This is a genomic window from Rothia aeria, from assembly GCF_016726365.1.
In the GTDB taxonomy this organism is placed as follows: domain Bacteria; phylum Actinomycetota; class Actinomycetes; order Actinomycetales; family Micrococcaceae; genus Rothia; species Rothia aeria.
The window spans coordinates 1,526,705-1,549,585 of sequence record NZ_CP068102.1; the positions used below are offsets into that span (position 1 = coordinate 1,526,705).

Below are 22,881 nucleotides of genomic sequence, written 5' to 3' on the forward strand. Positions count from 1 at the left end.
GCGTGTAAACACAACGATGAACAACTCATACCCCGTCACCGAGGCGCTGCCTATTCACGCGCCCGATCAGAAAATCAAACGGTGGATTGCCCTGACCGTGCTCATGCTGCCGGTGCTGCTTGTCTCGGTCGATAACACCGTGCTCGCATTCGCCGTGCCCTCAATCGCGCAGGCGCTCGAACCATCCTCCAGCGAACAGCTCTGGATCGTAGACGCATACTCGCTCGTGCTCGCCGGGCTGCTCGTGCCTATGGGAAGCCTGGGGGACCGCATCGGGCGGCGTAAAATCCTGCTGATCGGATCCGTCGGGTTTGCAGTTATCTCAGCGCTCGCCGCTTTCGCGCCCACCGCCTTGCTGCTTGTCATCGCCCGCGCCGTACTCGGGTTCTTCGGCGCCATGCTCATGCCCGCCACGCTCTCACTCATTCGCAACATCTTCCGTGACCCGAAAGAACGCCGCACCGCAATCGCCGTGTGGGCGGCTGGCTTCTCCGCCGGTGCAGCGCTCGGCCCCATCGTGGGCGGACTCCTGCTGAGCCATTTCTGGTGGGGGTCGGTGTTCCTCATGGCGGTACCCGTACTCGTACCGTTCCTCGCCCTCGCACCTATGACCGTGCCCGAATCGAAAGACCCAAACCCCGGCCCGCTCGATATGATGAGCATCCTGCTCATTATGATCGCCATGATCGGTGTAACCTTCGGCCTCACCCATATTTCTGAGGCGGGCGTGGATGCGCTCGCACTCAGCACCGCGTTTATTGGCGCCGTGTTCGGTTTCTTCTTCGTGCGTCGTCAGCTGCGCCGCGGGCGTGCGGGAACCACCCCCATGCTCGATGTTCGCCTCTTCAAAAACACCGTGTTTACCGGGGGGATTCTGGCGAACCTGTTCGCCATGTTCGTAGATGTTGGGTTCCTTTTCTTCGTCTCGCAGCATTTGCAGCTGGTTTCGGGGTACTCTCCCATGCAGGCGGGCCTGTTCCTGATTCCCGGGCTGGCGTGCACCATTATTGCGGGCCTGTACGCCGCTAAGCTCGTTTCGCGGTTCCACCCGGCGGTGATTGTGTCTTCGGGGCTTGCCTTGGGTGCGCTTGGGTACCTGTTTGTGGTGTTCTTTGGTTCGCGCAACGACCTTCTGCTCATGACTTCCTTCATGTTCCTAGGGTTGAGCGTGGGTGCGGCGCAGACCATCTCGAATGACCTGATTCTTTCCAGCGTTCCGGCGAATAAGGCCGGTGCTGCGTCGGCAATTTCTGAGACCGCCTACGAGTTCGGCACCGTGCTGGGTACCGTGGTGATCGGCGGCATGCTGACCGCAATTTACCGTGCACAGGTCACGGTTCCCGCCGGTCTTAACGCGGATGCGGCCCATGCGGCGGGCGAAACCCTCGGCGGCGCGACCGCAGTTGCCGGGCAGCTTCCCTCGGATCTAAGTGCTGAGCTGCTGCATTCGGCGCATGCCGCATTCGATTCGGGCGTGCTGGTGACCGCAACCTTTAGCGCCGTGCTTCTGGCGGTGCTGTCGGTCTTCACTTACCGGATGCTCCGCTCGGCACCCGCCGAACTGGAGAAAGCAGAACACTAGACCAAAAATTCTGGTGCTAAAAAGAGCCTTTATGCGAATAAAGCGGTAAAAAATACTCTTTATTCACATAAAGGCTCTTTTTTATCGTGGAGGCAGGTGCCGGAAACACACCGAAGGGGAAACAAAGCACCAGGAAAACACCTTTCGCAGGTTGAGAACCGTCCCGGCCCCTCACACCCGCGGGTGCTACGGTAGAAGCATCAGCTTCAGCAAGCACGCGCCCCACGGGCACCACCGGGCACCTGAATGTGCACCGCTCCTCATGCTGGCGAGGGGCGGGCAGGGAGAGCAGGTGGGGCGTGAGGGGACGGGAGGGACACTGTGGACACCAAAGACTGGATTGCGCCTATAGTTACGCTGGCAATTGGTGCCAGCACCATTTTTATCTCCTATAAGAACTACCAGTCGCAAACCCAGGCGAAGCCCTCCGAGCTGGCCCGTCTGGAGCTGTGGAGCAAGCTGCTTTCAGAGTCGGGAATCGATGTTGGTAATCTGCCGCCTGAAGATGAGATTACCGCTGAACAGCGCGAGATTCTGGAGAACTACCGGGTGTTCCTCAAACGCGCATCCCTGGAGTCGAAGCTGCGAAAGGTGGGTATTGAGAATAACCGCCTGTTCAACCTTCTGATGAAACGCGCCCATTCTCCCGTAAAACCTACCCCCATCGGGTTTGGCGACTCCATTATTTACTATCGTCTTATTCTGTGGCTTTTTGCATTTATTTGGATTCCCATAGCCACTATTTTCCTGGGTATTCCGGTGCTGTATTCGTTCGGGGCGTATCTGTACCGCATGTTTGTAACGCGCAGCGCCGATAATTATGTGGACTACTCAATGCCTGTTGGGTCGCTCGTCATTATCATTATTGGGCTTCTCGCTATTGGTGGGCTCTGGTATTTGCAGAACAAGATTCGTTCGGCGATTATCGCCAGTAACGTGTACTTCTATTTCTGGGATACGTACGGCGCGCGTAAGGGAAGCCGCGACTCGGCGCAGGCGTACGCTGAGAGGCTGACCGCGAAAACCTACTCCGACCTGCTCTTTATTGGGCAGTACGAGTTCGCCCAGCAGTTCCGTGAGAACATGTACATGGCGGGCATTCAGGAGATTGACGAGTACCCGCGTGTGCTCAGCGATGCGGGCATGATTCCGCGCAACCACCAGGTGGTTGAGACGACCGCCGACTATAACTGGCTGGACCGCATCATTAACTGGGGGCGCGCCAAGATTGGTATGGAGCCAAGGCCAGCGCGCATTATCTACTCCCTGGAACGTAAGCCCCCGAAAGATAAGGGGCAGCCGGGGTTCAACGAAGACCCCCAGCCTCAGGAGCAGCCGGTGAAGAAGAAACGATTCGGCCGCAAACGGAAGCGGAAGAAAGGCCGGGTGCTCATGCAGGCTGAACCGGCGACGGAGACGATACCCGTACCCTCCGAACAGCCGCATGATGCGGCGGGGCAGGGCTCTGCTGCAGCTGCAGAACCCCAGCCGAAAGCCACCCCACCCACGGACGGTTCGGCGGCATCGCCCGATAAGGCGGTGGACACTGCCAAGGAGGCCCCCGCAGAGACAAAACGCAGCCCCTCAAATCCTCAGTCGAAAAACACTGCGGAGTAAAAACCAGTACCCCAAATACTAAAAGTCTCTTCAGATAGAGCGTGTATGCAGCGTTTTATCTGAAGAGACTTTTTGTGTCACGCCGCAAAGCATTATTTATCGTGAACGTTCAGGGGCTGTTCATGGGATGTTCAGGGCAGAAGCCTAGAGTGAAACTATGAGTACTACTAATCAGGATTTTACGAAATCTCAGCATGGAACGGCCCAGGCTCAGCCCTCAGCTCCTGCGTATGTTGTTAATACGAGACGGGTGATAGTTCAAACCCTTAAAGAAGCATCATGAAGAGCTGATCGTAGGCATCCAGGGCCAGCGGATTATTCTCAGGCAGCAGGAAGAATAAGGAGAGCATTATGAGCACCGATAAGAACTATTCAGCGACGAATGATCATGCTCAGGAGCCCGGGCAGGAAGAGCCGGAGTATATGCAGCTGGCCCGGCAGGATACCCAACCGCCGCCGCAGGTAGAATCAGTGCAGCAGGCTCAAACACAGGCACAGGCGCAACAGTATCCGGGACTTCCTGGAGCGCCGGAAACTGCTTCAAACAAACTAATGTCATATCAGGGTACTCTAGTGGCTATTCAGCTGATCAGGGTTATTCTGGAGTCGCTCCCGCTTGCACTTTTGGTGGTGGTGATAGTTTCATCATTTTTCAAAACGTACGGTCCTCCTCAGGCGAGTATCATCTTACTAATATTTATAATCTTAATCCCTTATGAAGCTCATCTTGCTCTGCAATTTATAGCAGTCCCGCAGCTTATCCGTGGAGTACGGTTGTCGTGGGTGCGGAATATTAATATCTGTAGTCTGGTATTAGCGCCTATTATGGCTTTTTATGTATATATGTTTATGGGGTTTATGTTCCTTCTGGGGCCATCTCGGCGATATGGGGAAGAAATCGCAGTACTGCCTGCTGTTGCTGTTTTAGCCGTTGAAGTTGCCCTGTGCGTCATTATGATTGTGGCGGCGCAGAAAACTTTGAATAATCGTGCTGTAGCTAAAGCAGCAATTTACTACAATAATATATAGGAGTTTATGTAGAGCGGTTCCAGAAGAATCATCTGGGCAGATATATAAAATAGCTAAATATTATTTATTGAGAACACTCAGAGGCTTTTCATAGGATGCTCAGGGCAGAAACCTAGAATAAAAATATGAGTATTAATAGGAACCCTTCGGTACCCGACCACGGCGGCCCTCAGCCTTCCCAGGGGGAACAGAGCGCGTCAAGTAATAACCCGAAAAGCTCAAGCCAAGAGCCTGAGTATACACAGCTGTATGACTATGAAGGGACTAGCGGTAAGACTCCCTCAGAGCCTCAGGCTGCCCTGGATTTTCAGCTGTCCGAGCCAACAAAGGAACAGCCTGACACTGACGTACCGCCCCCGCAGTTCTATATAGACCCCAAGACCCACCGGGGTCTTCTTGTGGCGCAGATTGTGAGGAATATTCTGATTACTATTCCCGCGGTCATTACCCTCATCGCATATGTTTATTCAGTAGTTGTGGCTATCGCCTCTACAAACGGTGAATACGGGTCTCTCGCATGGGGATTTGTGCTTGTTTTTACTATTATTGCATTACCCTATTGCATCTACGTTGTCTTGCAGATTATCGCATTGAAGCGGTTTAGGAAATCAGTCATGTTCCGGTGGATACGGGGCGTCAATATTTACAGTCTCATTATTGGCCCTATTGCTGCGGCTTTTTATGTGCCAGCTCTTATAGGGGGTCTTTTCGGGTCATTTGTGATTTATGAAAGTTCATATTATTATATAGGGGCACTTTTCACAGCAATAAGAACTATTATTGCTGCCTATGAGCTTATTATGTGTATTGCGATGATTGTTGTCACGTCAAATAGTATTAAGAAGACCGCGCAGCCTTTAAAACAAAGAACAATATGAAACACCTGAAGGAAACTCTCATGAATGACCGTAGAGCCCCTTTACAAATGGCTGCACCTGGTGATTCCGTACCTAAAATCCCGTTCCGTACGTTTCTCCTCAGGGCACACCTGCTAAGGATCCTCTGGGGCTCCCCTCATGTCAGTTATGCTTTTTGCTGTAGTACTTCCGATAAACCGTGAACCGTCTCCTGTTTTATACGACACATTAATGTCCCTCATATTTTTGGGGGAAATAGTATTCAGTGCGATCATGATTATCGCAGTAAGTAAAGCACTCAAACACCGGTCTTAGCAAAACATATGTGGTTAATCCTCATTGGTCGCACGCGGTGGTGCTACTGTTGGAAGGACGCCGATATGAGCTAGGAGAGACCGCATGCGCACCCTTCACATACAACAGCAGGCTCTTAAAATCACCGACCACTATATTATTTATGATGATTTAGGCCGTGGGGTGTACCAGGTTGATGAAGAGTTCCGGATGATGGGGAAGAAGATCACCGTACTCAACCTAGAAACTGGGGTGAGCTTTATGTTTACCCGCCAGGGAGGTTTCACGAACGAGTTCTATGTGGCTTTCTCCACCGGTGCCCTAGTGAATATTAAAAAACACTTTGCGTTCTTCCAGCTAAAGCTTGATGTGGAATCCAACTGTGCCCCGCCAATGCAGGTGAGGGACAGGTACCTGGGGCGTGAGTTTAATGTACGTACCGAAGAGGCCATTGTTGCAACTATCAATAAAAAGTACTTCACAATCGGCGACCAGTATGTGGTGATGGTGTATGACGATAGGTGTCAGGATATTGTTGTAGCAATTTTCCTGGCAATCGACTATATCTTGGACCGCAGGAAAGGTTCAGGAGAGAGCAGCAGCTCGTCATAATGCAGCAAGGCTTCGGGGTATGGGGATAAAACCCCGCCAGGAGGGGTAACTGGCAGCGGAATCTTGGTGGAATAGTTGTGATAAGAGGGGGCGCTATGCCCCCTCATTTGCGTGGTTGCACGCCAATATATTTGGGGTGGGAAGCATATTTATGGCAGGTTCGGGGGGCGCGCCTAGTTAATCTGTAAACCTTTGAGTGAGAAATAGAAAAATCTTTACTAAGGGTTGAAAGTTCTGGGTAGTGTCTCTAGGGTAGGTGATGGAGGGGTTTTGACAGGAAACATTCTGAACTCGCTCAAGAGTGCGGAGGTTTGACTGTTTATTCCTCAGACATGCATCCGCAATCGCATGAAAGGACTAAAGACCATGCCAACCGACAACACTGGTCTTTCCCGCCGTAAACTGCTGCGTACTACCGCCATTGGTGTACCTGCCGCTGGTCTGCTCGCTTTCGGCTCGACCCTTGTGACCGCAACAAGCGCGAATGCCGTTGAAGTCGACGGCTGGTGGGGTCCTGAAACCTCGGCTGGTGTCCAGCGCCTGATGATCGCTATGTTTCCCAAAGATCAGGAGGTTTTTCCCGTAGCTGTTGATGGGGTAATAAGCTCTCAACCTTCTTTTATGGCACCGTACTGTCCAGGTATTGTCGGTGGCTGGGAGTGGGTAGATCGAGGCCATGCAGAGGGATCAACAACTATTACTCGTATGCATGAGTGGCTACATAAGTATCATGAAGGGTTGACCTGGGCAAATACGCATTGGATCGGTGATTCGCTTATTACTGCTCTGCATAGGCACTACGGTTACACCAGCGTCACTGAGGTTTCGGCAAAGAAATACGGTCTTAAACCCGGTACTCTGCCCGGTGGTGGCGGAGTTATTAAAGGGCTGCAAAACGAAATTAACCAGTGGGTTGGTTAACCCACGATTCCCTCTCTACTACATAGCCGGGGCGTATTATCTGTGGCTTAGAGCGCGCTCTGACGTAGTGTTTCCCATTGTTCTGAGCCTGAAAAAATACACGAAGGAAGAGAGCCACTATGGCGAATGAGCATTCTGGTATTTCTCGCCGTAAATTACTGTACACCGCCGCCATTGGTGTGCCCGCTGCGGGTGCGCTGGGTCTAGGGGCAAACTTTGCGGCCGCATCCGTAGCACAGCCAACGCTTGAAGCTGACGGCTGGTGGGGGCAACAAACCACGGTGCAACTCCAAAAGTTCATCTTCGCCCTCTACGCGCAGGAGCTTGGCAAGCCCACCTACGGGTATGAGGAAGGCATCATAAAATTCCAGCCAGCCATACGCAAAAAAGAGAACCCTGGTCTAGGCAGCGGCTGGGATTGGGCAGCCGATGACGGTACGCAGGGTTACGACTTCACCATCTACTACCTGCAACGCTGGCTAGGCGTAGAAACTGACGGGCTCATCGGGCCCAACACCATTAAAGCTCTGCAAACCCACTACGGCATCACCGCAGACGGTCGCCTGGATGGACCCTCAGACACCATTAAAGCCCTGCAGAACGAGCTTAACCAGCATGTCAGCTAAAACGATTAGTGCACTGCAAACCTGGCTTGGACAGCCCGCTGATGGCGTACTTGACGGGCCCTCACCGACTATTGAGGCCCTGCAAAACTACCTGAACTCTCATGAAGTTAAGGCCTAAAAGGATAAGTTGTTATCGCACAAATAGTGTGACATTTTCTCATCTCGTGTATGTGGTGAGGTGAAGGAGGAATATTATGAATCTCGAAAACACCGGACTTTCCCGCCGTAAGCTGCTGCGCACCGCCGCCATTGGTGTGCCCGCCGCAGGTGCGGTTGCGATGGGGGCTACCCTGATCGCCGCCCCCGCATCCAATGCGGCCATGATTGCCGCCGATGGTTATTGGGGAACCGAGACCACACGGATGCTTCAAACACTCTTCAAGCTTGATGTGGTAGACGGTATCGTCTCAAGTCAGCCCGCATCCCGTGCGAGTGCTAACCCTGGGCTGGCAGGCGGCTGGGACTGGGTTCCTGATGCTTCTGCTAACGGCTCACAAACCATTCGTGCCCTTCAGGGCATGCTCAAAGTGACCCAGGACGGGCTCATCGGGCCGGGCACTATTTCCGCGCTTCAGGCACGCTACAAGCTCACCCAAGATGGGGTGCTGAGCGCTGAGTCTCCCACCATTAAGAGGCTCCAGGCTGAGCTCAACCGGGTCGCTTACGACTAGTTCAGCATCCAAAGCTTCAGAATCCATACCAAGCTCTGGATATACCTTCTAGTAAAGTGAGGATGATAAAAATGACGAACGAACATTCCGGTGTTTCCCGCCGTAAGCTCTTGCGCACCACCGCCATCGGCGTACCTGCTGCGGGTATGCTCGCCTTCGGCTCAACTCTTGTGACCGCACCGAGCGCTAATGCGGCTACGGTTAAGGTTATTGATGGGTTGTGGGGTAAGGAAACCTCGGCCGGTGTCCAGCGTCTTATGAATCTTTTGTACCCCCAGGCTGGGCTTGTTGTGGATGGTGTCATCAGTTCGCAGCCATCACGTTTGAAACAGCCGGGTCTTGCTACGTTCGGTTGGGAGTGGGTGCCAGACAATCAGGCGGCTGGTTCGCCTACTATGTACTGGATGCATAAGTGGCTGGGCGATATACGCCATGGTCTTGACAGCTCCACTGCGAAGTACCATATTACCCATTCATTTATTTTTGCGTTACAAAAGCATTACGGTATTCCGGCTGACGGGGTACTGGATGATTCCTCCAAAACTATTAAAGGTCTGCAAAACGAAATTAACCAGTGGGTTGGTTAGTTTATAAGACCCTGCCAGGCCTTTCATTGAGGTCTTTTCTAACTTCTGTACCTAAAAATACGTGAGGAAGGACGTTATATGACGAACGAACATTCCGGTGTTTCCCGCCGTAAGCTGCTGCGTACTGCCGCTATTGGCGTTCCCGTCGTCGGTGCTGCAGCCTTTGGTGCTAGCCTGGCGACTGCCCCGGCGGCAACCGCTCTGGCAGAGGATGGGTACTGGGGCTCCGAAACGACGGTTGAGCTGCAGAAGCATCTCAACAGTGTAGCTGCCGCGAATTCCGCTGTTGTGGGTGGCCTTCCCCTTGACGGGCGGATCGACAGCCAGCCTGCCTCCCAGTCCAGTGCGAACCCGGGCTTGACCGGTGGCTGGCAGTGGGTTTCTGATGATGCCGCATCCGGCTCAGACACCATTAAAGACCTGCAGCGGTGGCTGGGCGTGAACGCTGACGGTCTGATCGGCCCCAACACGATCAGCGCCTTGCAGTCTTACCTTGGCCAGACGGCAGACGGGGTTCTTGATGCGCCTTCACCGGCTATTGTTGCGCTGCAGCGTAAGCTCCTTAGCAGCAACTACCCCTAAACTGAGTACTATGTGAACGCGCGGCGCCCCCGGCGGGATACTTGAGGCTATTCGTAGCCCGCAGGTTCCCTTCCAGGGGCGTTGAGCATATACTAGGGGCCTCTGCACGTGGGTTAGTGCAGAGGCCCCTAGTATTTATGCGGGTTTTTACCCGGCTCCCTAGTGCTTAATCGGCTCGCGGGAGATCACAACCTTCACCGCGTTATGCTCGGCGGCGTTTGCGAACAGGTCGTATGCTTCCTCGAACTGGTCGAAGGTGAAGTAGTGGGTTGCCATCGCCTTTGCGTTCAGGCGGCCTGAACGCACCATATTCAGCAGGTTGCCCACGGTGTTGCAGTTCACCAGACCCATGTTGATGTTCACGTTCGAGATCCACATGGTGTTAATCGGCAGCTCCACCGGCTTGCCGTGCACACCCGCGTTCGCAACGTTGCCGTAGGGGCGAACGATCTTGGTGCAGGTCTCGAAGGTCTGCGGCACGCCCACAGCCTCAATCGCCACGTCCACGCCCAAACTGTCGGGGGAGAGGGCCTTAATTTTCTCGATAAAGTCCGGATCGGCGGCGTTGACCTTATCGGTTGCGCCCAGTTCCAGCGCCTTGTTCATGCGGTTATCGTCCATATCGACGGTAATCACGCGCCCGGCACCGCACAGGTTCGCCGTCATAATTGCGCCCAGACCCACCGGACCTGCGCCGATAACAGCCACTGTATCGCCCGGTTTGGTGTTGCCGTTAAGAATACCCATCTCGAAACCGGTCGGAAGCGCATCCGTGAGGAAGAGAACGTCCTCGTCCGTGAGCCCCTCGGGAACCATGTGCACCGACGTCTCGGCGTAAGGAATGCGCACATACTCGGCCTGGGTGCCGTCAATCATGTACCCGAAAATCCAGCCGACACCGCCTACGGTCTGGCAGTGTGAGGGCTTATTGTCCTTACAGTATGAGCACTTGCCGCAGTTCGTGACCGCCGGAATAATGATGCGGTCACCAACTTTCAAATCGGTGACCGCAGAACCGACTTCGGTAATCGTGCCGATAGCCTCGTGGCCCAGAATACGCCCTTCTTCAACCTCGGGAACGTCGCCCTTGAGGATGTGCAGGTCGGTGCCGCAGATGGTGGTGGTATCAACGCGAGCAATCACATCAGTGGGTTCAAGGATGGTCGGATCCGGAACTTCCTCCCACGCCCGCTTGCCTGCGCCGTGGTAAACAACTGCCTTCATAATGACTCCTTCGTTGAGTTCTATGGAGGGGGAGCGGCGGTGATAATGTCATCACCACTCCTATAAACTTATAAATATATGTTTATAAGTTATATGTCTATTAAACACTAAAACACCTCAGCTGCCTAGATGTTACGCAGATTACATTTAAGGTTGTGGTGACTGTAAGAGGCGGTGGCGGTACATTATTAAGCCAGGTTTAAAAGCGAGAAGCGGATTTTTGACCAAGAGGGTGATATTTTCTCACCTTTCCGGCCAAAAACCCGCTTCTCGCGTATACACACGAGGGGGAGCGATACGGCACGGGTACCGCCCGCCTTATCGCTTAGATACTTGCGGCGTGCCCCACTTTCACGTGGCTGTGGCGGTCACGCTCCGCATCGTGATAATCCGACTTGAAGCCCTTGAGCACCACCTCAATATCGTTCTCCTTCGCATAAACATTGGAGAAGTCCTCAATCAGCTCCAGCACATCACTGGCGATATACGAAGAGTTCTCGGCATTAATCGTGATCTTCGAGCCGGGGCGAATATTCTTCAGCGTCTTCTTAATAGCCGCCTTGTTCAGGAACGATACTTCTTCCGCCAAATCCAGCGTGATTTCGTCGGCCTCCGCCAGCTCCTCACGGCTGAGGTAGTAGGCGCGCTTCATATTGCCCTGCAGCACAAAGAAAATGCTGATTGCCAGGCCAATACCCACACCCTCCAGCAGGTCAAATACGACCACGGCGACCAGCGTGGCCGCGAACGGGATGAACTGGTACAGGCCCTTGCGCCAGAAGTGGAAGATGGTCTTCGGGCTCGCCAGCTTATACCCCACCACCAGCAGCACGGCGGCGAGAGTCGCTAGCGGAATCAGGTTCAGTACGAACGGAATGGCCAGCACGCACACCAGCAGCAGCACACCGTGAATAATGGCGGAGAGCTTATGGGTTGCACCCGCGTTCGCATTCGCAGACGAACGCACCACCACCGACGTCACCGGCAGCCCGCCAATAGTGGAGCACACCATATTACCCACGCCCTGCGCACGCAGCTCGCGGTTGGTGTCGGTGATACGGCGGTGCACATCCAGGCGGTCGGCTGCCTCAATAGAAAGCAGAGTTTCAATCGAGGCCACAATAGCGATCGTGATACCGGTAATCCACACGTGCGAGTCCAAGAACCCCGAAATATTCGGGAAAGTCGCCAAACCAACCATATCGCCCCACGACTTCGGCACAGGAAGCTGAACCAGCTGATTATTCGGAATTGCCAGGCCGCTATTGGAGGTCACAAATATCCAGTTCATGAAAATACCCACGGCAACCGCCACCAGTGCGGCGGGCAGAAGCTTAATGTTTTTCAAACCGGGGATTTTATCCCAAGAAATCAGGATGATGAGGGACACAACCGTCACCAGAATCGACCCGAGGTGAAGGTCAGCAAACACGTTCAGGCCGTCTTCCCGCAGCTTCAAATCGCTGCCGAACGCCAACGGAAGCTGATTAATGATGATAATAACGCCGATGCCCGCCAGCATACCCTCAATGACGGCAAGCGGAATATATTCGGCGATACTGCCCACGCGCAGGAAGCCCAGGGCAAGCTGTATAGCACCCGCAATGAGGCCCGCGCAGAGGAACAGCTCGAACGCGCCCAAGCTGGTAATCGACTCAAGAACGATCGCCGCCAGACCCGCCGCAGGACCGGAAACACTAATGTTCGAGGTGCTCAAGAACCCGATGACGATACCGCCGACAATACCCGAAATAATCCCCGACAGCGGCGGTGCCCCAGATGCCAGGGCAATACCCAAACACAGTGGCAGAGCCACCAAGAAAACCACCAACCCCGAAGCGAAGTTGGCCTTTAATAAGCTGCCCACAGGCAGCTTTTCGACAGGCTGATTAACCATAAACCGATACTCCTCATATGTGTTGTCTGTGTGTTGTGATGCGTGCCGTACACTCCCGCAGTGCACAGCGGAAAATAATCGTGCGCGTTAATAAGGTGTTCACGCCCGGCCGCAGCAGTGGCCCTATTAGGATTCCTTACGCGCGTTCACCACCCACTCAGAATCGGTCAGGTTATAAATGCTCTGGATATCAGCCAGAATATTCTCAAAATCGATATCCAAATCGATCAGACGGCCCGTGCGCATATCGAACACCCAGCCGTGCACAATCGGGTAACCATCCAGCAGGTAGCGTTCCTGCACGCACGCCATCTTAATCACGTTCAGGCACTGCTCCTGCACATTTAGCTCAACCAGACGGTCATAGCGCTGACGCTCATCAGTGATCGCATCCAGCTCTTCGCGGTGCAGACGGTACACGTCACGGATATTGCGCAGCCACGGGTTCATTGCCCCCAAATCCTCGGCTGTCATCGCCGCCTTAACGCCGCCGCAGTTATAGTGACCGCAGATAATAATGTGCTCAACCTTCAGGTGCGAGACCGCGTACTCAATAGCGGAACCGGCGTTCATATCCAGCCCGTGCACCAGGTTAGCGACGTTACGGTGCACAAACACCTCACCCGGCTCAAGACCCATCAGGCCCTCCGCCGACACGCGGCTATCGGAGCACCCAATGTACAGAAAATCGGGGTTCTGCCCGTCGGCTAACTCTTTGAAATAGTCGGGCTGGCGCTGCTTTTTAGCGTCAATCCACTTCTGGTTATTCTCAAAAATAACCTCGTATGACCGGCTCATGTTCTCTTCCTTTCTAATATATTTGCGTCATTTAAGGGTTTTTCGCCTCAGCTACAGCGCGCGGTCAGAAGGAAGGGTTGGAAGGGCCGCACGGACGCGAAAAACAGTCAAGACAACGGAATACGCACAGTTCACCCCTGAAGAAAAAGGAAATAATTGGGGATCATTGGGACAGAAATCTTTAAAGAAATGCTCCTTATAAGATATGTGAGCATATTCCGTTTCAAAATATTGTGTGTGTCTTTATTTTATTACTAAAAATGTTCGGAGAAACCGGACCAGCAGGTACCGTGCAAAACACCGTCCCATGCCGCCGGGAAACAGGTCCGGAAACCCGCCCACCGTGCTTAGTGATGTTATGACAAAAACTAAGCTCAGCCTATCCTAGCAGGTGTTTGCGGCGCGATGTCAAGACACTTTGTCACACTGCGAGTGCCTGATCAGGGGGGTGAGTATGTTCTAGCTGGGCGTATGTGGGTTCTTGCTGGTGCCCCGCAGGAGTTGATTGATGCTGAGCAGGGGAGTGTGGCGGGTCATGTGACTCAGTCTTTGTTTGGCAGGCGTCAATGGTCGGGTGTGGATTCCCCGGTATTGTTTGCTGGTCAGTATGAGGATCAAGAGTCTGGGTGGGTGTATAACCGGTTTAGGTTTTATGATCCTGCCGGTGGTGTGTATGGTGCCCAGGATCCGTTGGGTGTGGGGTCGAATGTGGGGACTGCGCAGGGGTATGTCGCTAATCCTTTGACATGGGTTGATGCGCTAGGATTGAAAGCGCACCCAATCACTGATGCTATCAGAAACTCCACAGACGATTTGCAACAAAAAGTTGTTGGGGTAATGGACAACGCAGGTGATGGTGCTCGACGTTATGGTGCACTTGCTATGGCTGAAGTCACTGACAGCGCAGGAAACAAAACAATCCTTGCAGCCTCCAATGGTCGTGATGGAGCGATCTTGCGTAATGATATACGTCGGCATCTGCCAGATGATGTTGTTGCAGTGAGAAGCCAAATAACAGAAGGGGTGGTTGGAAGAAACGCTCATGCTGAAGAGCCACTAGTTAATTATTGCAAAGCCAATAATTTGTCGATTAATAAGTTGGCTGCATCACGTGGTGTGTGTAAAGACGTCTGTTAATCATTGGTGGAAAATGTAAATGTTGTTACCCCGCTTGTGGGGGGCAATGTAAGGAGAAGAATAAGATGAGTGTATATCGTGATCAGTTGGGCGAACGCTCCAACAATCTCATCAATGAGCTTTTGGCAAAAGGGCTTGGTCTGGCATTTTATAAAGGCAAATGCTTGGAGATCCTTGATGTGACTGGATGGGATGCAAAAGATGTTTATGAGTTTGTCGAACATTTGACTCTGGCTGATGCCGAAACTGCTGATAAATTTCAGGAGAGTGAGCAGTTGATGGCTAAGTATTCTGACCAGCTTGATGAGATGGAGGCAAACCAAGATCCTAATTCAGGTAAGGTATTGGAGGTGCAGACAATTGCCTTGGCAACCTATCTGATGTTAGAAGAGCCAGATAAAGAACAACGTGTACCAGTGGGTCTGGAGGCGCTGATTAATAGTGATTATCCAGAGCCTAAGCTCTGTGACGACATTGAAGCATTTCTTCAAAAACATTAGCATCCGCTAAGGTTGCTGATTATATGTTGCAACTTTTGGCTATACTAACACTAGGGTTTTCTCACCAGGATTGCCAATCAGGATCATAATGCAGCGACATCAGCACCACAACACTTCTTACTATCTTTGTAATTGTTGTCGGACACAGGCTTACGTGTTTTAAAGCCTTGTAGTGTTTTAATGCTGCATCTCCCCTCAGTAGGCGCTCTGATGCCGGTAAAATCCCTCATAGGCGGCAGAAAAACACGACGATAAACGCAGGGCCACGCGCTCGCAAATGGTAGGGTGGTTGCTAAAAATAGGCTGTATATGGGGGATAGCATGGCGGACAACTACACATACCGGGATGTTTCCAGCGGTGAAGCATTCCGCGAGCACCTGGGCTCACTGGGCTGGTCGAAACCACGCAAAAATCAGCCCGTATTCATCCAAGAATACGGTGAAGACCTCATATTTCGGGCTGCTTTTCTCTACGCAACATTCAACCATACGCCGGGGAACTACAGCGGTATCCCGGCGTTTTATGTGATGTCTAAAAAATGGCGTAAAACCCTGCGAAAAATATCGGCACACCTCGATCAGCCTCTTAAATCTGTGCCCTCCCCGCATGACGGCGATCTGTACTTTATAAGCGTTGGCCACCCCCGCTACCACGAATTTGTAGATCACGAAGCGAGAATGACTTACCTGAGGCCCGATGGGACGCTCAATATAGAAGCATTCACTTGTTTCAGCACCGCCGCTCATCGGTTCATGGAAACCTTTGATCTGGCGGACTATGTGGCGCTTACCGGGCAGGAGCTGCAGCAGCAGCGCCTCGATACCGTGCTGCCGGATGTGCTCGGGTATTTGTCCGTAAACACGATGAACGACCTGCGCGATGAACTCTACCGGAACGTGCACGCACATCTTACCGACCGCGACGCCACGCTCTTCGCGGATCAGCACGTGCTGCGACGCCGGTGGGATGTTATCGCAGACTATTTCTCACTGACCTAGTACGACGGTGAGAGCCTTGAGACGGGCGCGGCAAATCCTAAACCGGCAGGGAATGGGCGGTCTCAGGAATGCGTCTGACTCGCTGGTGCATCCAGGTGAACGCCCACACCAGCACGAAAGCGGCGACCATCGTCAGCACAATCGTGCCGCCAGTCGGCAGGTTAAACGCCCACGAGAAGTACAGCCCCGCCGTCGAACACAGCACGCCGAAAACCGGTGAGAACAGCATCATAGTGCCTAAACGGCGGCATGCGAGCCGCGATGCGCTGGCCGGAACCACAATGAGCGCAAGCACCAGCACATTCCCGAGCGTCTGCAAAGAAATCACCACGGAAACCGTCACGAGCACATACAACAGAATATCCAGCAACAGCACCGGCAACCCTAACGCGCGTGCACTTTCACGGTCCAGGCTCACCGTCACCAGCTGCCGATGAAACAGCCACAGAAGCAGCAGAATCCCGGCGGACATAGCCGCCGCCTGGGCAATATCGCCGCGTGAAACCCCCACAATCGAACCGAACAGGAAATCCTGAATCGACCCCGAATACCCCGGCGCCAGCGAAATAATCACAATACCCAACGCGAACGAACCGGCAAAGAAAATACCGATCACCGAATCTTCTCGCAGCTTCTGGTTCTGGCTGAAAATAGCCACCAAAACCGCCGTGATAACGCCCGCGATCAAGCCCCCGAACACCAGGTTGCCGCCGATAACGAACGCAACCGCCAAGCCGGGAAACACCGAGTGGGCAACCGCATCGCCAATAAAAACCATGCCGCGCATCATCACATGGCACCCCACCACGCCCGTCACCAAAGAAGCCAGCGTCACTGCGGCGAGGGCGCGCGGCAGAAACGCCAGGGAAGGGTTGAAAAGGTCAAACAGAAAATCGAGGGGGGTAATCATGCTGCTGCCTCCTGCGGGGTTACACGATGACTGGTAGGATGCCCCTGCCGGGTGCTGCTGGTCGAGTCGCCGCCTGCGCCCGGTACAAGTATCTCGGGCGATGGGCTTGTGCCCGCGCTTCCGCCTTTACCTGTGCTTTCACCCTCGCCCTCAAGTTCGTGCCCGTGCACCCAGGCGTAAAGCTGATGCGGTGAAAAATCCTCGGCTTTGCCGTCCAAACTCAAGGAACCGCGCACCCCGCACAGCCGCGAACAAGACTCCCGTGCCGCCACAATATCGTGGGTAGACATCAGAATCGTCACGCCCTCGCCCGCCAGCTGCCGGTACAGTTCGGTGAGCGCGGACTGGGTGGGCGCATCCACCCCCGTGAAGGGTTCGTCAAGAAGCAAAAGAGCCGGTTCAACCGCGAGGGCACGCGCCAGAAGCACCCGTTGCCGCTGCCCGCCGGAAAGCTCTCCGATGGGACGGTTCTTCAGCTGCATTAAATCCGTGCGTTCTAGGGCGTGAAAAACCTTGACCCAATCAGCGGTTTTAGGGCGACGAAACCAGCCGATCTCGCGGGTTCGCCCGGTCATGACCGCATCCTTGACGGTGATCGGGAAATCCCACTGAAACTGGTGCTTCTGCGGCACATAGCCGATGCGCGCCCGCGCGGTGCGCGCAGTACTGCCCAGCACCCGAATGCTCCCCGAGGCAGGATGCAGCAGCCCCATAATGGCACGTAACAGCGTGGTTTTTCCGGCACCGTTCGCCCCGAGAAGACCCACAAATTCGCCGGGGTTCAGGGTGAGCGAAAAGTCCCGCAGTACCGCCCGCCGCCCGTACCCCGCATAGAGGTTCTGGATGCTCAGCGTCGGATTTTCACTCCCCGGCGCGGGGTCGTTTTTGGAGCCTAGCACGGTGGTACCTTTACTCATCCCGCGTGCCCTTTCCGCTCGCCGTGATGCGCTCGGCCTGCGCCTGCGCGGCCTTATTGCGGCGCATCATGACGAGGCCCGCTGCGGCAAGCACCGCCACAGCCCCCGCGCCGAGCGCCACCGGCAGGACAGGGAACCCGCCGGATGAGGCCCCCGGACTATCGGAAGCAGCCGCAGAGTGCGCGCCCTCCGATTCGCCCGCCGGTGCCTGATCCGTGGCCTGCTGCGCCAGAGCGTACACCTCGTCCGCAGTCACCGAATCCCCGATGGCGAACTTCATATAGCGGGTATCGGAAACAACCGAACCATCCGCAAGCTCCGCACGGGCCGTCACCTTCAGCAGATAGGCGCCGGGCTTGGTAAACACCCAATTGGCGTGGGTGTGCGTGTTCTTCTCAACCCATATATCCTGCGGCTCGTGTTTGGACGAATCCCACAAAACCTGCGGTTTCGAGAAGTTCCCGTTCTCCAGGTACAGTGTGAACTGCCCCGGCCCCTGAACCTGCTCTAGGGTGAGGGTGACCCCGCGCGGGGTTTTCTGCACAAGCCCCGGGTCCTGAGTGGTCCAGCCAGGCCAGACAACCCCCTTCGTCTCGGTCTGCGGAATCACATACACCTGTTCGCCGGGCCGTGCACCCACAAACGAATACCGGTCATCATCAGGAACCTGGCGAAGGGCCGCATCGGAGCCGCGGTACAGTACATCGTCCACGCTGCGCCAGATGGGTGTAGCGGCATGATCGTCATGGATCATGAGCTGAAACTTACCGTCGGTAAAACGCGGACCCATATCAACATGCCCGCTCGAAATTTCGGTGCGTCCCGTGCCCACCGGCTGCTCGGGTGAGAGCGTCTGCTGCAGAGCCTTCTGCTCTTTGCTGAGGTTATCCCCACTCGGTCTTGACGAGGCGGCCGCCGGTGACGGGTCGGCATGGGCAACACCACCAGCCGAAACCAGTAGGGCGGCACTAAGGGCAGCTGAAATAACCTTCTGACCAGTATTTATGCTAAAAATAGAATTTTTCAAGGGTGTTTCCTTCACAGTACTAAAAGTGCATTTTGCGGGCGTCTACAAGCCGCCCATGGCCTGCTGTATAGCCCGGGCGTTAGCGCGCATCATATCCGCATAGTGGGGCGCCTCATCATCGAGCGAATCAGAATACAGGGTGCCCACCTGAACCCCGTTTTCATGGGCGACCTCACGCAAAACCGGGCTTCGCGCGCGGGTATTCTTATCAAGAAATATGGCCGGTACACGCAAATCCCTGATAGTGCGCTGCAGTCGCTGCCGCTGCTGGATGCTCGGCTCACTGCCCGCCACCGGCGTCACAAATCCCGCCACGCTCAGCCCATAAGTGCTCGCCAGATAGCGGTACCCATCATGGGTGGTAATCAGGTTTTTCGAGGCCTCGGGCAAAGACGCATAGATGCCGCGAATCTCCCAGTCCAGCTCATCGAGCTCGCGCATAACACGCTCGGTATTCGCCGTGTACAGGCTGGTTCCGGGCGGGTCAGCCTCAGCGAGAGCATCACGCATGACCTGCGCGGCTGCCTTCATATTCGGCACCGAATGCCATATATGCGGGTCTATCTCGCCGTGCACATGTTTGCCGAGCACCGCCTGCGCCAGCAAATACACCTGCCCCCGATGTTCGCGCGAAGACCCCCTCAAGAACCCGTACTGGCCGCCCGCAGGAACCTCCTGCAGAGTGCGCGAAGGAACCGCAATGATCGTACGAGCCAAGTCGTGTTCGGTGACTTTCCCGCCGCTATCGGCGCGAATCACAAGCCGCCCCGTATATGCCTGAAAGGCTATATCCGCATGTCCGGAGGCTAAAACGGTTGTATTTGCGCCCAGACGAGAGGCGGCCTCGGCAGGGTCTTCACCCACCACGACATGCAGTGTCCCCTGCGCCTGCCGCACCCCCTCGGGTGCGTTGCGGGGCGTTGCCAGAACATCAAGTTCGTACACACCGGCATCCGCAAAAGCCCACGAAAGATGCGTATGCGCCTGCAGCGGAAGCTCCAGCGACCCCATATCGCCGGTACGCACCCTCACACCATCCTGAGCGGATTCCTGCGTGCCGCGCGCCTGAGAATCGCACATCATCTCGACCGCACCGAAGGTCTGTGTAATAAACGCCGCAACCTGCCCGGGACCCTTCACCCGGGTAACCGAAAACGCGACCGAAGCATCCGAATCCGCAGGCGAATCAGCGGAATGGCTGGCGGATGCGCCCGAAGGCTCGGTGCCCTCAACGCGCAGCCCCAGCCAGATAGAATCCAGCGAGGCATCCTCCACCACGGGTTCAAGCTTGCCGCCGTACTGCTCAATCCTTTCGGCAACCGCCACCTGCGCCGAACTCTGCGGCAGGTTAGAGCTCACCATCGCCACCATTTTGCGCTGTTCCAGCAGCAGACCGTTGGTGAACGCCAGCCGCGCGTAGGCGACATCGCGCACATCCCGCAGGCTCGGCTCATAGGAATGCGGGTCTGCACCATTGGGAATGAGGGCGTGTACCCGCGCACGCTCGCCACCAACAGCACGCGCCACATCCGCCAAAATCGGGGTTGTCGCCACCACCTGAAGACGCCCGTCGGCATCAAAACCCAAGGACGTATTCTGTGCGGTGCAGGCGCTTAACGCCGCGCAGACAGGCAGAAAACCCAGGAAAGCGCGGCGGCTGAGCCCATTACGCGGCATGACGCTTGCGGCGGCGCACGGCGTACACGATCATGCCGCCTAAAGCGACAGCAAGCACGGAGGTGCTGACCATAAACGGGTTAAAACCGGCCCCGGTGCTGGCCAACTGACCGGCAGCAGCGGCCTGCTGCGCATCCTTAAGTTCCTGGTTGGTGAGGGCGCAGTCCTTACCCGAGGCGGTCTTACCAACGATGCGCACCTTCGTGCCGTCCGGTTTCGTCACAATACCGCTGGCCGCATCCACAGTGCCGCGCCCCGCCTGCTTATCGGGGGTTTTGCTCTCGCCAGCGGGCGTATCATTGTGCGCACCTCCGCGGTGGCCGCCGTTCTCTGCGGGTTTCTGCGCCCCCTGCTGCTTATCACCGCCGGAGGTGTTTTCCCCGCTGCCGTTACCCACCGTAAAGTTCAGGGTCGATGTGCTCTCGACGGTCTGCCCGTTCTTCAGGCGCACCTGCCAGCCGATCGTCACCCGGTAGCGGCCCTCCGCAGTAAACACCCAGTTGCTGTGCTGGTGCGTATTCAGCGGAACCTGAAATGAGCCGCCGCGGGAGGTGAACACTTTCTGCCCGGCGGAACCGAAGTTACCCGAGAGGAACACCGACATTGAGCCGGGGCCGTCGAACCCCTTCAAGCTCATGGTGACCGGTCCATCGGCCTGCTTGAGAAGCTCAGGATCCTGGGTACTCCACCCCAGCCACGGCACGCCCGCCTGCTGCGTAGCCCCAATCATGTGCACGGTACTTCCCGCGGGGGCAATATCTTCCATGCCCGCCGGGAATTTCAGCTTCGCAGCATCACCCAACACGAAATTAAGTGAGCCGGGGGAGACATGCTTGGGCGGGCTGAACCGGTCATCTTTCACGGCGGAACTCAGTGTGGAGCCGTTCAGCACCGGACCCACATCGAAGTGCCCTTCAGTGGCGCGGTCTGACCCGCCGTATTCAGCCACGTTCTGCACCGTTGCCGTGTGCAGCGCAGGCTCAACACTCAGGACGGACGCGGGTCTGCGCAGGGACTGTTTGGCGTCTTTGACCTGAACCTCGGTGGCGTAGCATTTCTCGCTGCCCGACCCCGCCGAATCCGACCCGCCCGAACCAGCCCCACTGGAACCCGCTCCACCCCCGGCGGAACCCGACCCGGCTGCCGCACCCTGATGAGACGCACCGGGGGCCACATTGGCACTATTGGAGCCGCGCACGCTTTTACCGCCGGATGCACCCGCCGGCGGGGTGATGCTCTGTACAGTACCGCCCGTTCCGGTGCCGCCTGAGTCGGCAGCGCTGGCGGCACCATTACCCCCAGAATCTTCCGCCGCATTGACCGCCTCCGGGGTGCTGCGATCGGCAGCCCCCGACCCCTGGCTGGCACTGTTACCAGCCTGCTGCGCTTGGGGCTCTGGCGCGGGCCCCTGCGCGGCAGGGCTCTCGACTCGTGGCTGCTGCGGTGCACCGTTCGAACCCCCGCTGGCGGGGGCACCCGCCTGCCGCACATTGTGGGTGTTGGCCCCCGAAATATTGGCCGGGGTTTTCGGGGCACCTGCACCGGCGGGGGAAGCCGCGCTCGCGGCTGCCGAATGGTCAGTGGCTTTGGATGTGCCGCCGTGCCGCTCGCTCTCCTGGGTGCGCATCTGCTCAAAAATATTGGCTGGAACATCGCCCACCGCCACCGTGTAGGTCTGCTCGGCACTGATCGGCGTGCCGTCGGTGCGCTGAGCTGTCGCCCGGAAAGTAAGCCGGTAAACACCCGGTGCGGTAAATGCCCACCCGGGGTGCGCCTGCTCACCCGCGGTTATGGTGTGGGCGGGCAGATTCTCGCGTGAACTGAACAGGCGCGTGGGGCCGCTGGGGTCCTCACGGAAAACCTCAACGGAGCCACCATCAGGGGTTTGGGTGCGCACAAGTTCGAGCGATATTTTGTTCTCTTTCAGTGCGTCGCGGGGGATATTATCAGCCCCGAAGCCGGGGTGAAGAACCCCGCCGGTGCCGGTGTGCGGGATATACCAGATAGGGGTGCCTTTGGGGGCAATAAATTCATAGCCTGCAGCCACAGTGCTGCGGGTGGAGTCAGTATTTGGCAGGTGGAAAACAGTTCGTGCGGGATCGTAAATACCTTCACCGTCGTGTGTGCTGGCCCTCGAACCCAGTGTGAACGCACCGTCGCGCAGGGAGAGATCTACCAGGTTGGCGTGCACCCCGGCAACAGTATTTTCCCCATCAATACGGTGGGTTCTCTGGTTGCTAGTGGTGTCCGATGCGCTCGCGGTGCCGTGTTCTTCGTGCGCGAGGGCTGGTACTGCGGGGGTGAGGACAAGCCCGCAGGTGAGCGATGCGGCACTGAGTAGGGTCAGGGCGGATGTGCTTCGTTGCATGTGTTCCTCCAGGTGCGTGATGCGGTGACTGGGCGCGGTTCGGCGCGGG

Annotated in this window: 22 protein-coding genes; 14 read left to right on the top strand and 8 right to left on the bottom strand. The window is 55.8% G+C overall.

The genetic code is table 11. The features are described 5' to 3' along the window. Positions 1-16 precede the first annotated feature (16 nt). From I6I94_RS06500 to I6I94_RS06550, 11 genes are all read left to right on the top strand, one after another. Positions 17-1,582: an MFS transporter gene (locus I6I94_RS06500; protein ID WP_201620997.1), complete on the top strand. Its 1,566-nt coding sequence runs from the start codon at positions 17-19 to the stop codon at positions 1,580-1,582. A gap of 321 nt (positions 1,583-1,903) precedes the next feature. Further along, positions 1,904-3,199, top strand: a complete 1,296-nt coding sequence (locus tag I6I94_RS06505; RefSeq protein WP_128087237.1) for a CoA-disulfide reductase — start codon at positions 1,904-1,906, stop codon at positions 3,197-3,199. 351 nt (positions 3,200-3,550) lie between these two features. Beyond that, the gene (locus I6I94_RS06510) at positions 3,551-4,228 is read left to right on the top strand and encodes a hypothetical protein (RefSeq protein WP_128087236.1); all 678 of its coding nucleotides are present in this window, start codon (positions 3,551-3,553) and stop codon (positions 4,226-4,228) included. Between the two features lie 125 nt (positions 4,229-4,353). Beyond that, positions 4,354-5,106 carry a uracil phosphoribosyltransferase gene (locus I6I94_RS06515; protein WP_201620523.1) on the top strand — a complete coding sequence of 251 codons (753 nt, stop codon included), beginning with the start codon at positions 4,354-4,356 and terminating at the stop codon, positions 5,104-5,106. Between the two features lie 378 nt (positions 5,107-5,484). Continuing rightward, positions 5,485-5,991, top strand: coding sequence for an LURP-one-related/scramblase family protein (locus I6I94_RS06520; RefSeq protein WP_201620524.1), 507 nt, complete (start codon positions 5,485-5,487; stop codon positions 5,989-5,991). A gap of 366 nt (positions 5,992-6,357) precedes the next feature. Beyond that, on the top strand, positions 6,358-6,912 hold the full coding sequence (locus I6I94_RS11445) for a peptidoglycan-binding protein (protein WP_236588830.1): 555 nt from the start codon (positions 6,358-6,360) through the stop codon (positions 6,910-6,912). A gap of 119 nt (positions 6,913-7,031) precedes the next feature. After that, positions 7,032-7,538 carry a peptidoglycan-binding protein gene (locus I6I94_RS06530; RefSeq protein WP_128087233.1) on the top strand — a complete coding sequence of 169 codons (507 nt, stop codon included), beginning with the start codon at positions 7,032-7,034 and terminating at the stop codon, positions 7,536-7,538. After that, positions 7,528-7,656: a hypothetical protein gene (locus tag I6I94_RS11520; RefSeq protein WP_023133911.1), complete on the top strand. Its 129-nt coding sequence runs from the start codon at positions 7,528-7,530 to the stop codon at positions 7,654-7,656. The genes I6I94_RS06530 and I6I94_RS11520 overlap by 11 nt, the downstream gene beginning before the upstream one ends. 76 nt (positions 7,657-7,732) lie before the next feature. Further along, positions 7,733-8,209 (top strand): peptidoglycan-binding protein, encoded by a 477-nt coding sequence (locus I6I94_RS06540; RefSeq protein WP_128087232.1) that lies wholly within the window; start codon positions 7,733-7,735, stop codon positions 8,207-8,209. Between the two features lie 71 nt (positions 8,210-8,280). Next, a complete protein-coding gene (locus I6I94_RS06545; protein WP_128087231.1) occupies positions 8,281-8,796 on the top strand; it encodes a peptidoglycan-binding protein in 516 nt (171 codons plus the stop codon). A gap of 78 nt (positions 8,797-8,874) precedes the next feature. Further along, on the top strand, positions 8,875-9,378 hold the full coding sequence (locus I6I94_RS06550) for a putative peptidoglycan-binding domain-containing protein (protein WP_128087230.1): 504 nt from the start codon (positions 8,875-8,877) through the stop codon (positions 9,376-9,378). A 159-nt stretch (positions 9,379-9,537) separates the two neighbouring features. On the opposite strand, the gene I6I94_RS06555 is transcribed toward I6I94_RS06550, so the two are convergent. The 3 genes from I6I94_RS06555 to I6I94_RS06565 form a co-directional block, all read right to left on the bottom strand. Continuing rightward, the gene (locus I6I94_RS06555; protein WP_128087229.1) at positions 9,538-10,602 is read right to left on the bottom strand and encodes an alcohol dehydrogenase catalytic domain-containing protein; all 1,065 of its coding nucleotides are present in this window, start codon (positions 10,600-10,602) and stop codon (positions 9,538-9,540) included. 325 nt (positions 10,603-10,927) lie between these two features. Continuing rightward, positions 10,928-12,499 carry a SulP family inorganic anion transporter gene (locus tag I6I94_RS06560; protein ID WP_128087228.1) on the bottom strand — a complete coding sequence of 524 codons (1,572 nt, stop codon included), beginning with the start codon at positions 12,497-12,499 and terminating at the stop codon, positions 10,928-10,930. Between the two features lie 126 nt (positions 12,500-12,625). Further along, on the bottom strand, positions 12,626-13,297 hold the full coding sequence (locus I6I94_RS06565; RefSeq protein WP_128087227.1) for a carbonic anhydrase: 672 nt from the start codon (positions 13,295-13,297) through the stop codon (positions 12,626-12,628). 432 nt (positions 13,298-13,729) lie between these two features. On the opposite strand from I6I94_RS06565, the gene I6I94_RS06570 reads away from it, so the two are divergent. From I6I94_RS06570 to I6I94_RS06580, 3 genes are all read left to right on the top strand, one after another. Then, the gene (locus tag I6I94_RS06570; RefSeq protein WP_201620525.1) at positions 13,730-14,434 is read left to right on the top strand and encodes an RHS repeat-associated core domain-containing protein; all 705 of its coding nucleotides are present in this window, start codon (positions 13,730-13,732) and stop codon (positions 14,432-14,434) included. A gap of 65 nt (positions 14,435-14,499) precedes the next feature. Further along, complete coding sequence (locus I6I94_RS06575; RefSeq protein WP_006889070.1) at positions 14,500-14,934, top strand: hypothetical protein; 435 nt, start codon at positions 14,500-14,502, stop codon at positions 14,932-14,934. 321 nt (positions 14,935-15,255) lie between these two features. Then, a complete protein-coding gene (locus tag I6I94_RS06580; RefSeq protein WP_128087225.1) occupies positions 15,256-15,933 on the top strand; it encodes a hypothetical protein in 678 nt (225 codons plus the stop codon). Positions 15,934-15,970: 37 nt separating this feature from the next. Here the strand turns inward: I6I94_RS06580 and I6I94_RS06585 are convergent, their stop codons facing one another. Genes I6I94_RS06585 through I6I94_RS06605 form a run of 5 tightly spaced genes read right to left on the bottom strand, consistent with a single transcriptional unit; the run spans position 15,971 to position 22,832 of the window. Then, positions 15,971-16,843, bottom strand: a complete 873-nt coding sequence (locus I6I94_RS06585) for an anchored repeat-type ABC transporter permease subunit (RefSeq protein ID WP_128087224.1) — start codon at positions 16,841-16,843, stop codon at positions 15,971-15,973. Beyond that, entirely contained in the window at positions 16,840-17,760 is a 921-nt protein-coding gene (locus I6I94_RS06590) for an anchored repeat-type ABC transporter ATP-binding subunit (RefSeq protein ID WP_128087223.1), read from the bottom strand. The genes I6I94_RS06585 and I6I94_RS06590 overlap by 4 nt, the downstream gene beginning before the upstream one ends. Then, a complete protein-coding gene (locus I6I94_RS06595; protein ID WP_128087222.1) occupies positions 17,753-18,787 on the bottom strand; it encodes a choice-of-anchor M domain-containing protein in 1,035 nt (344 codons plus the stop codon). Before I6I94_RS06595 ends, I6I94_RS06590 begins: the two co-directional genes overlap by 8 nt. Before the next feature lie 42 nt (positions 18,788-18,829). Further along, the gene (locus I6I94_RS06600) at positions 18,830-20,464 is read right to left on the bottom strand and encodes an anchored repeat ABC transporter, substrate-binding protein (protein WP_006889050.1); all 1,635 of its coding nucleotides are present in this window, start codon (positions 20,462-20,464) and stop codon (positions 18,830-18,832) included. Beyond that, complete coding sequence (locus tag I6I94_RS06605) at positions 20,454-22,832, bottom strand: TIGR03773 family transporter-associated surface protein (RefSeq protein WP_128087221.1); 2,379 nt, start codon at positions 22,830-22,832, stop codon at positions 20,454-20,456. The genes I6I94_RS06600 and I6I94_RS06605 overlap by 11 nt, the downstream gene beginning before the upstream one ends. Positions 22,833-22,881: the final 49 nt, after the last annotated feature.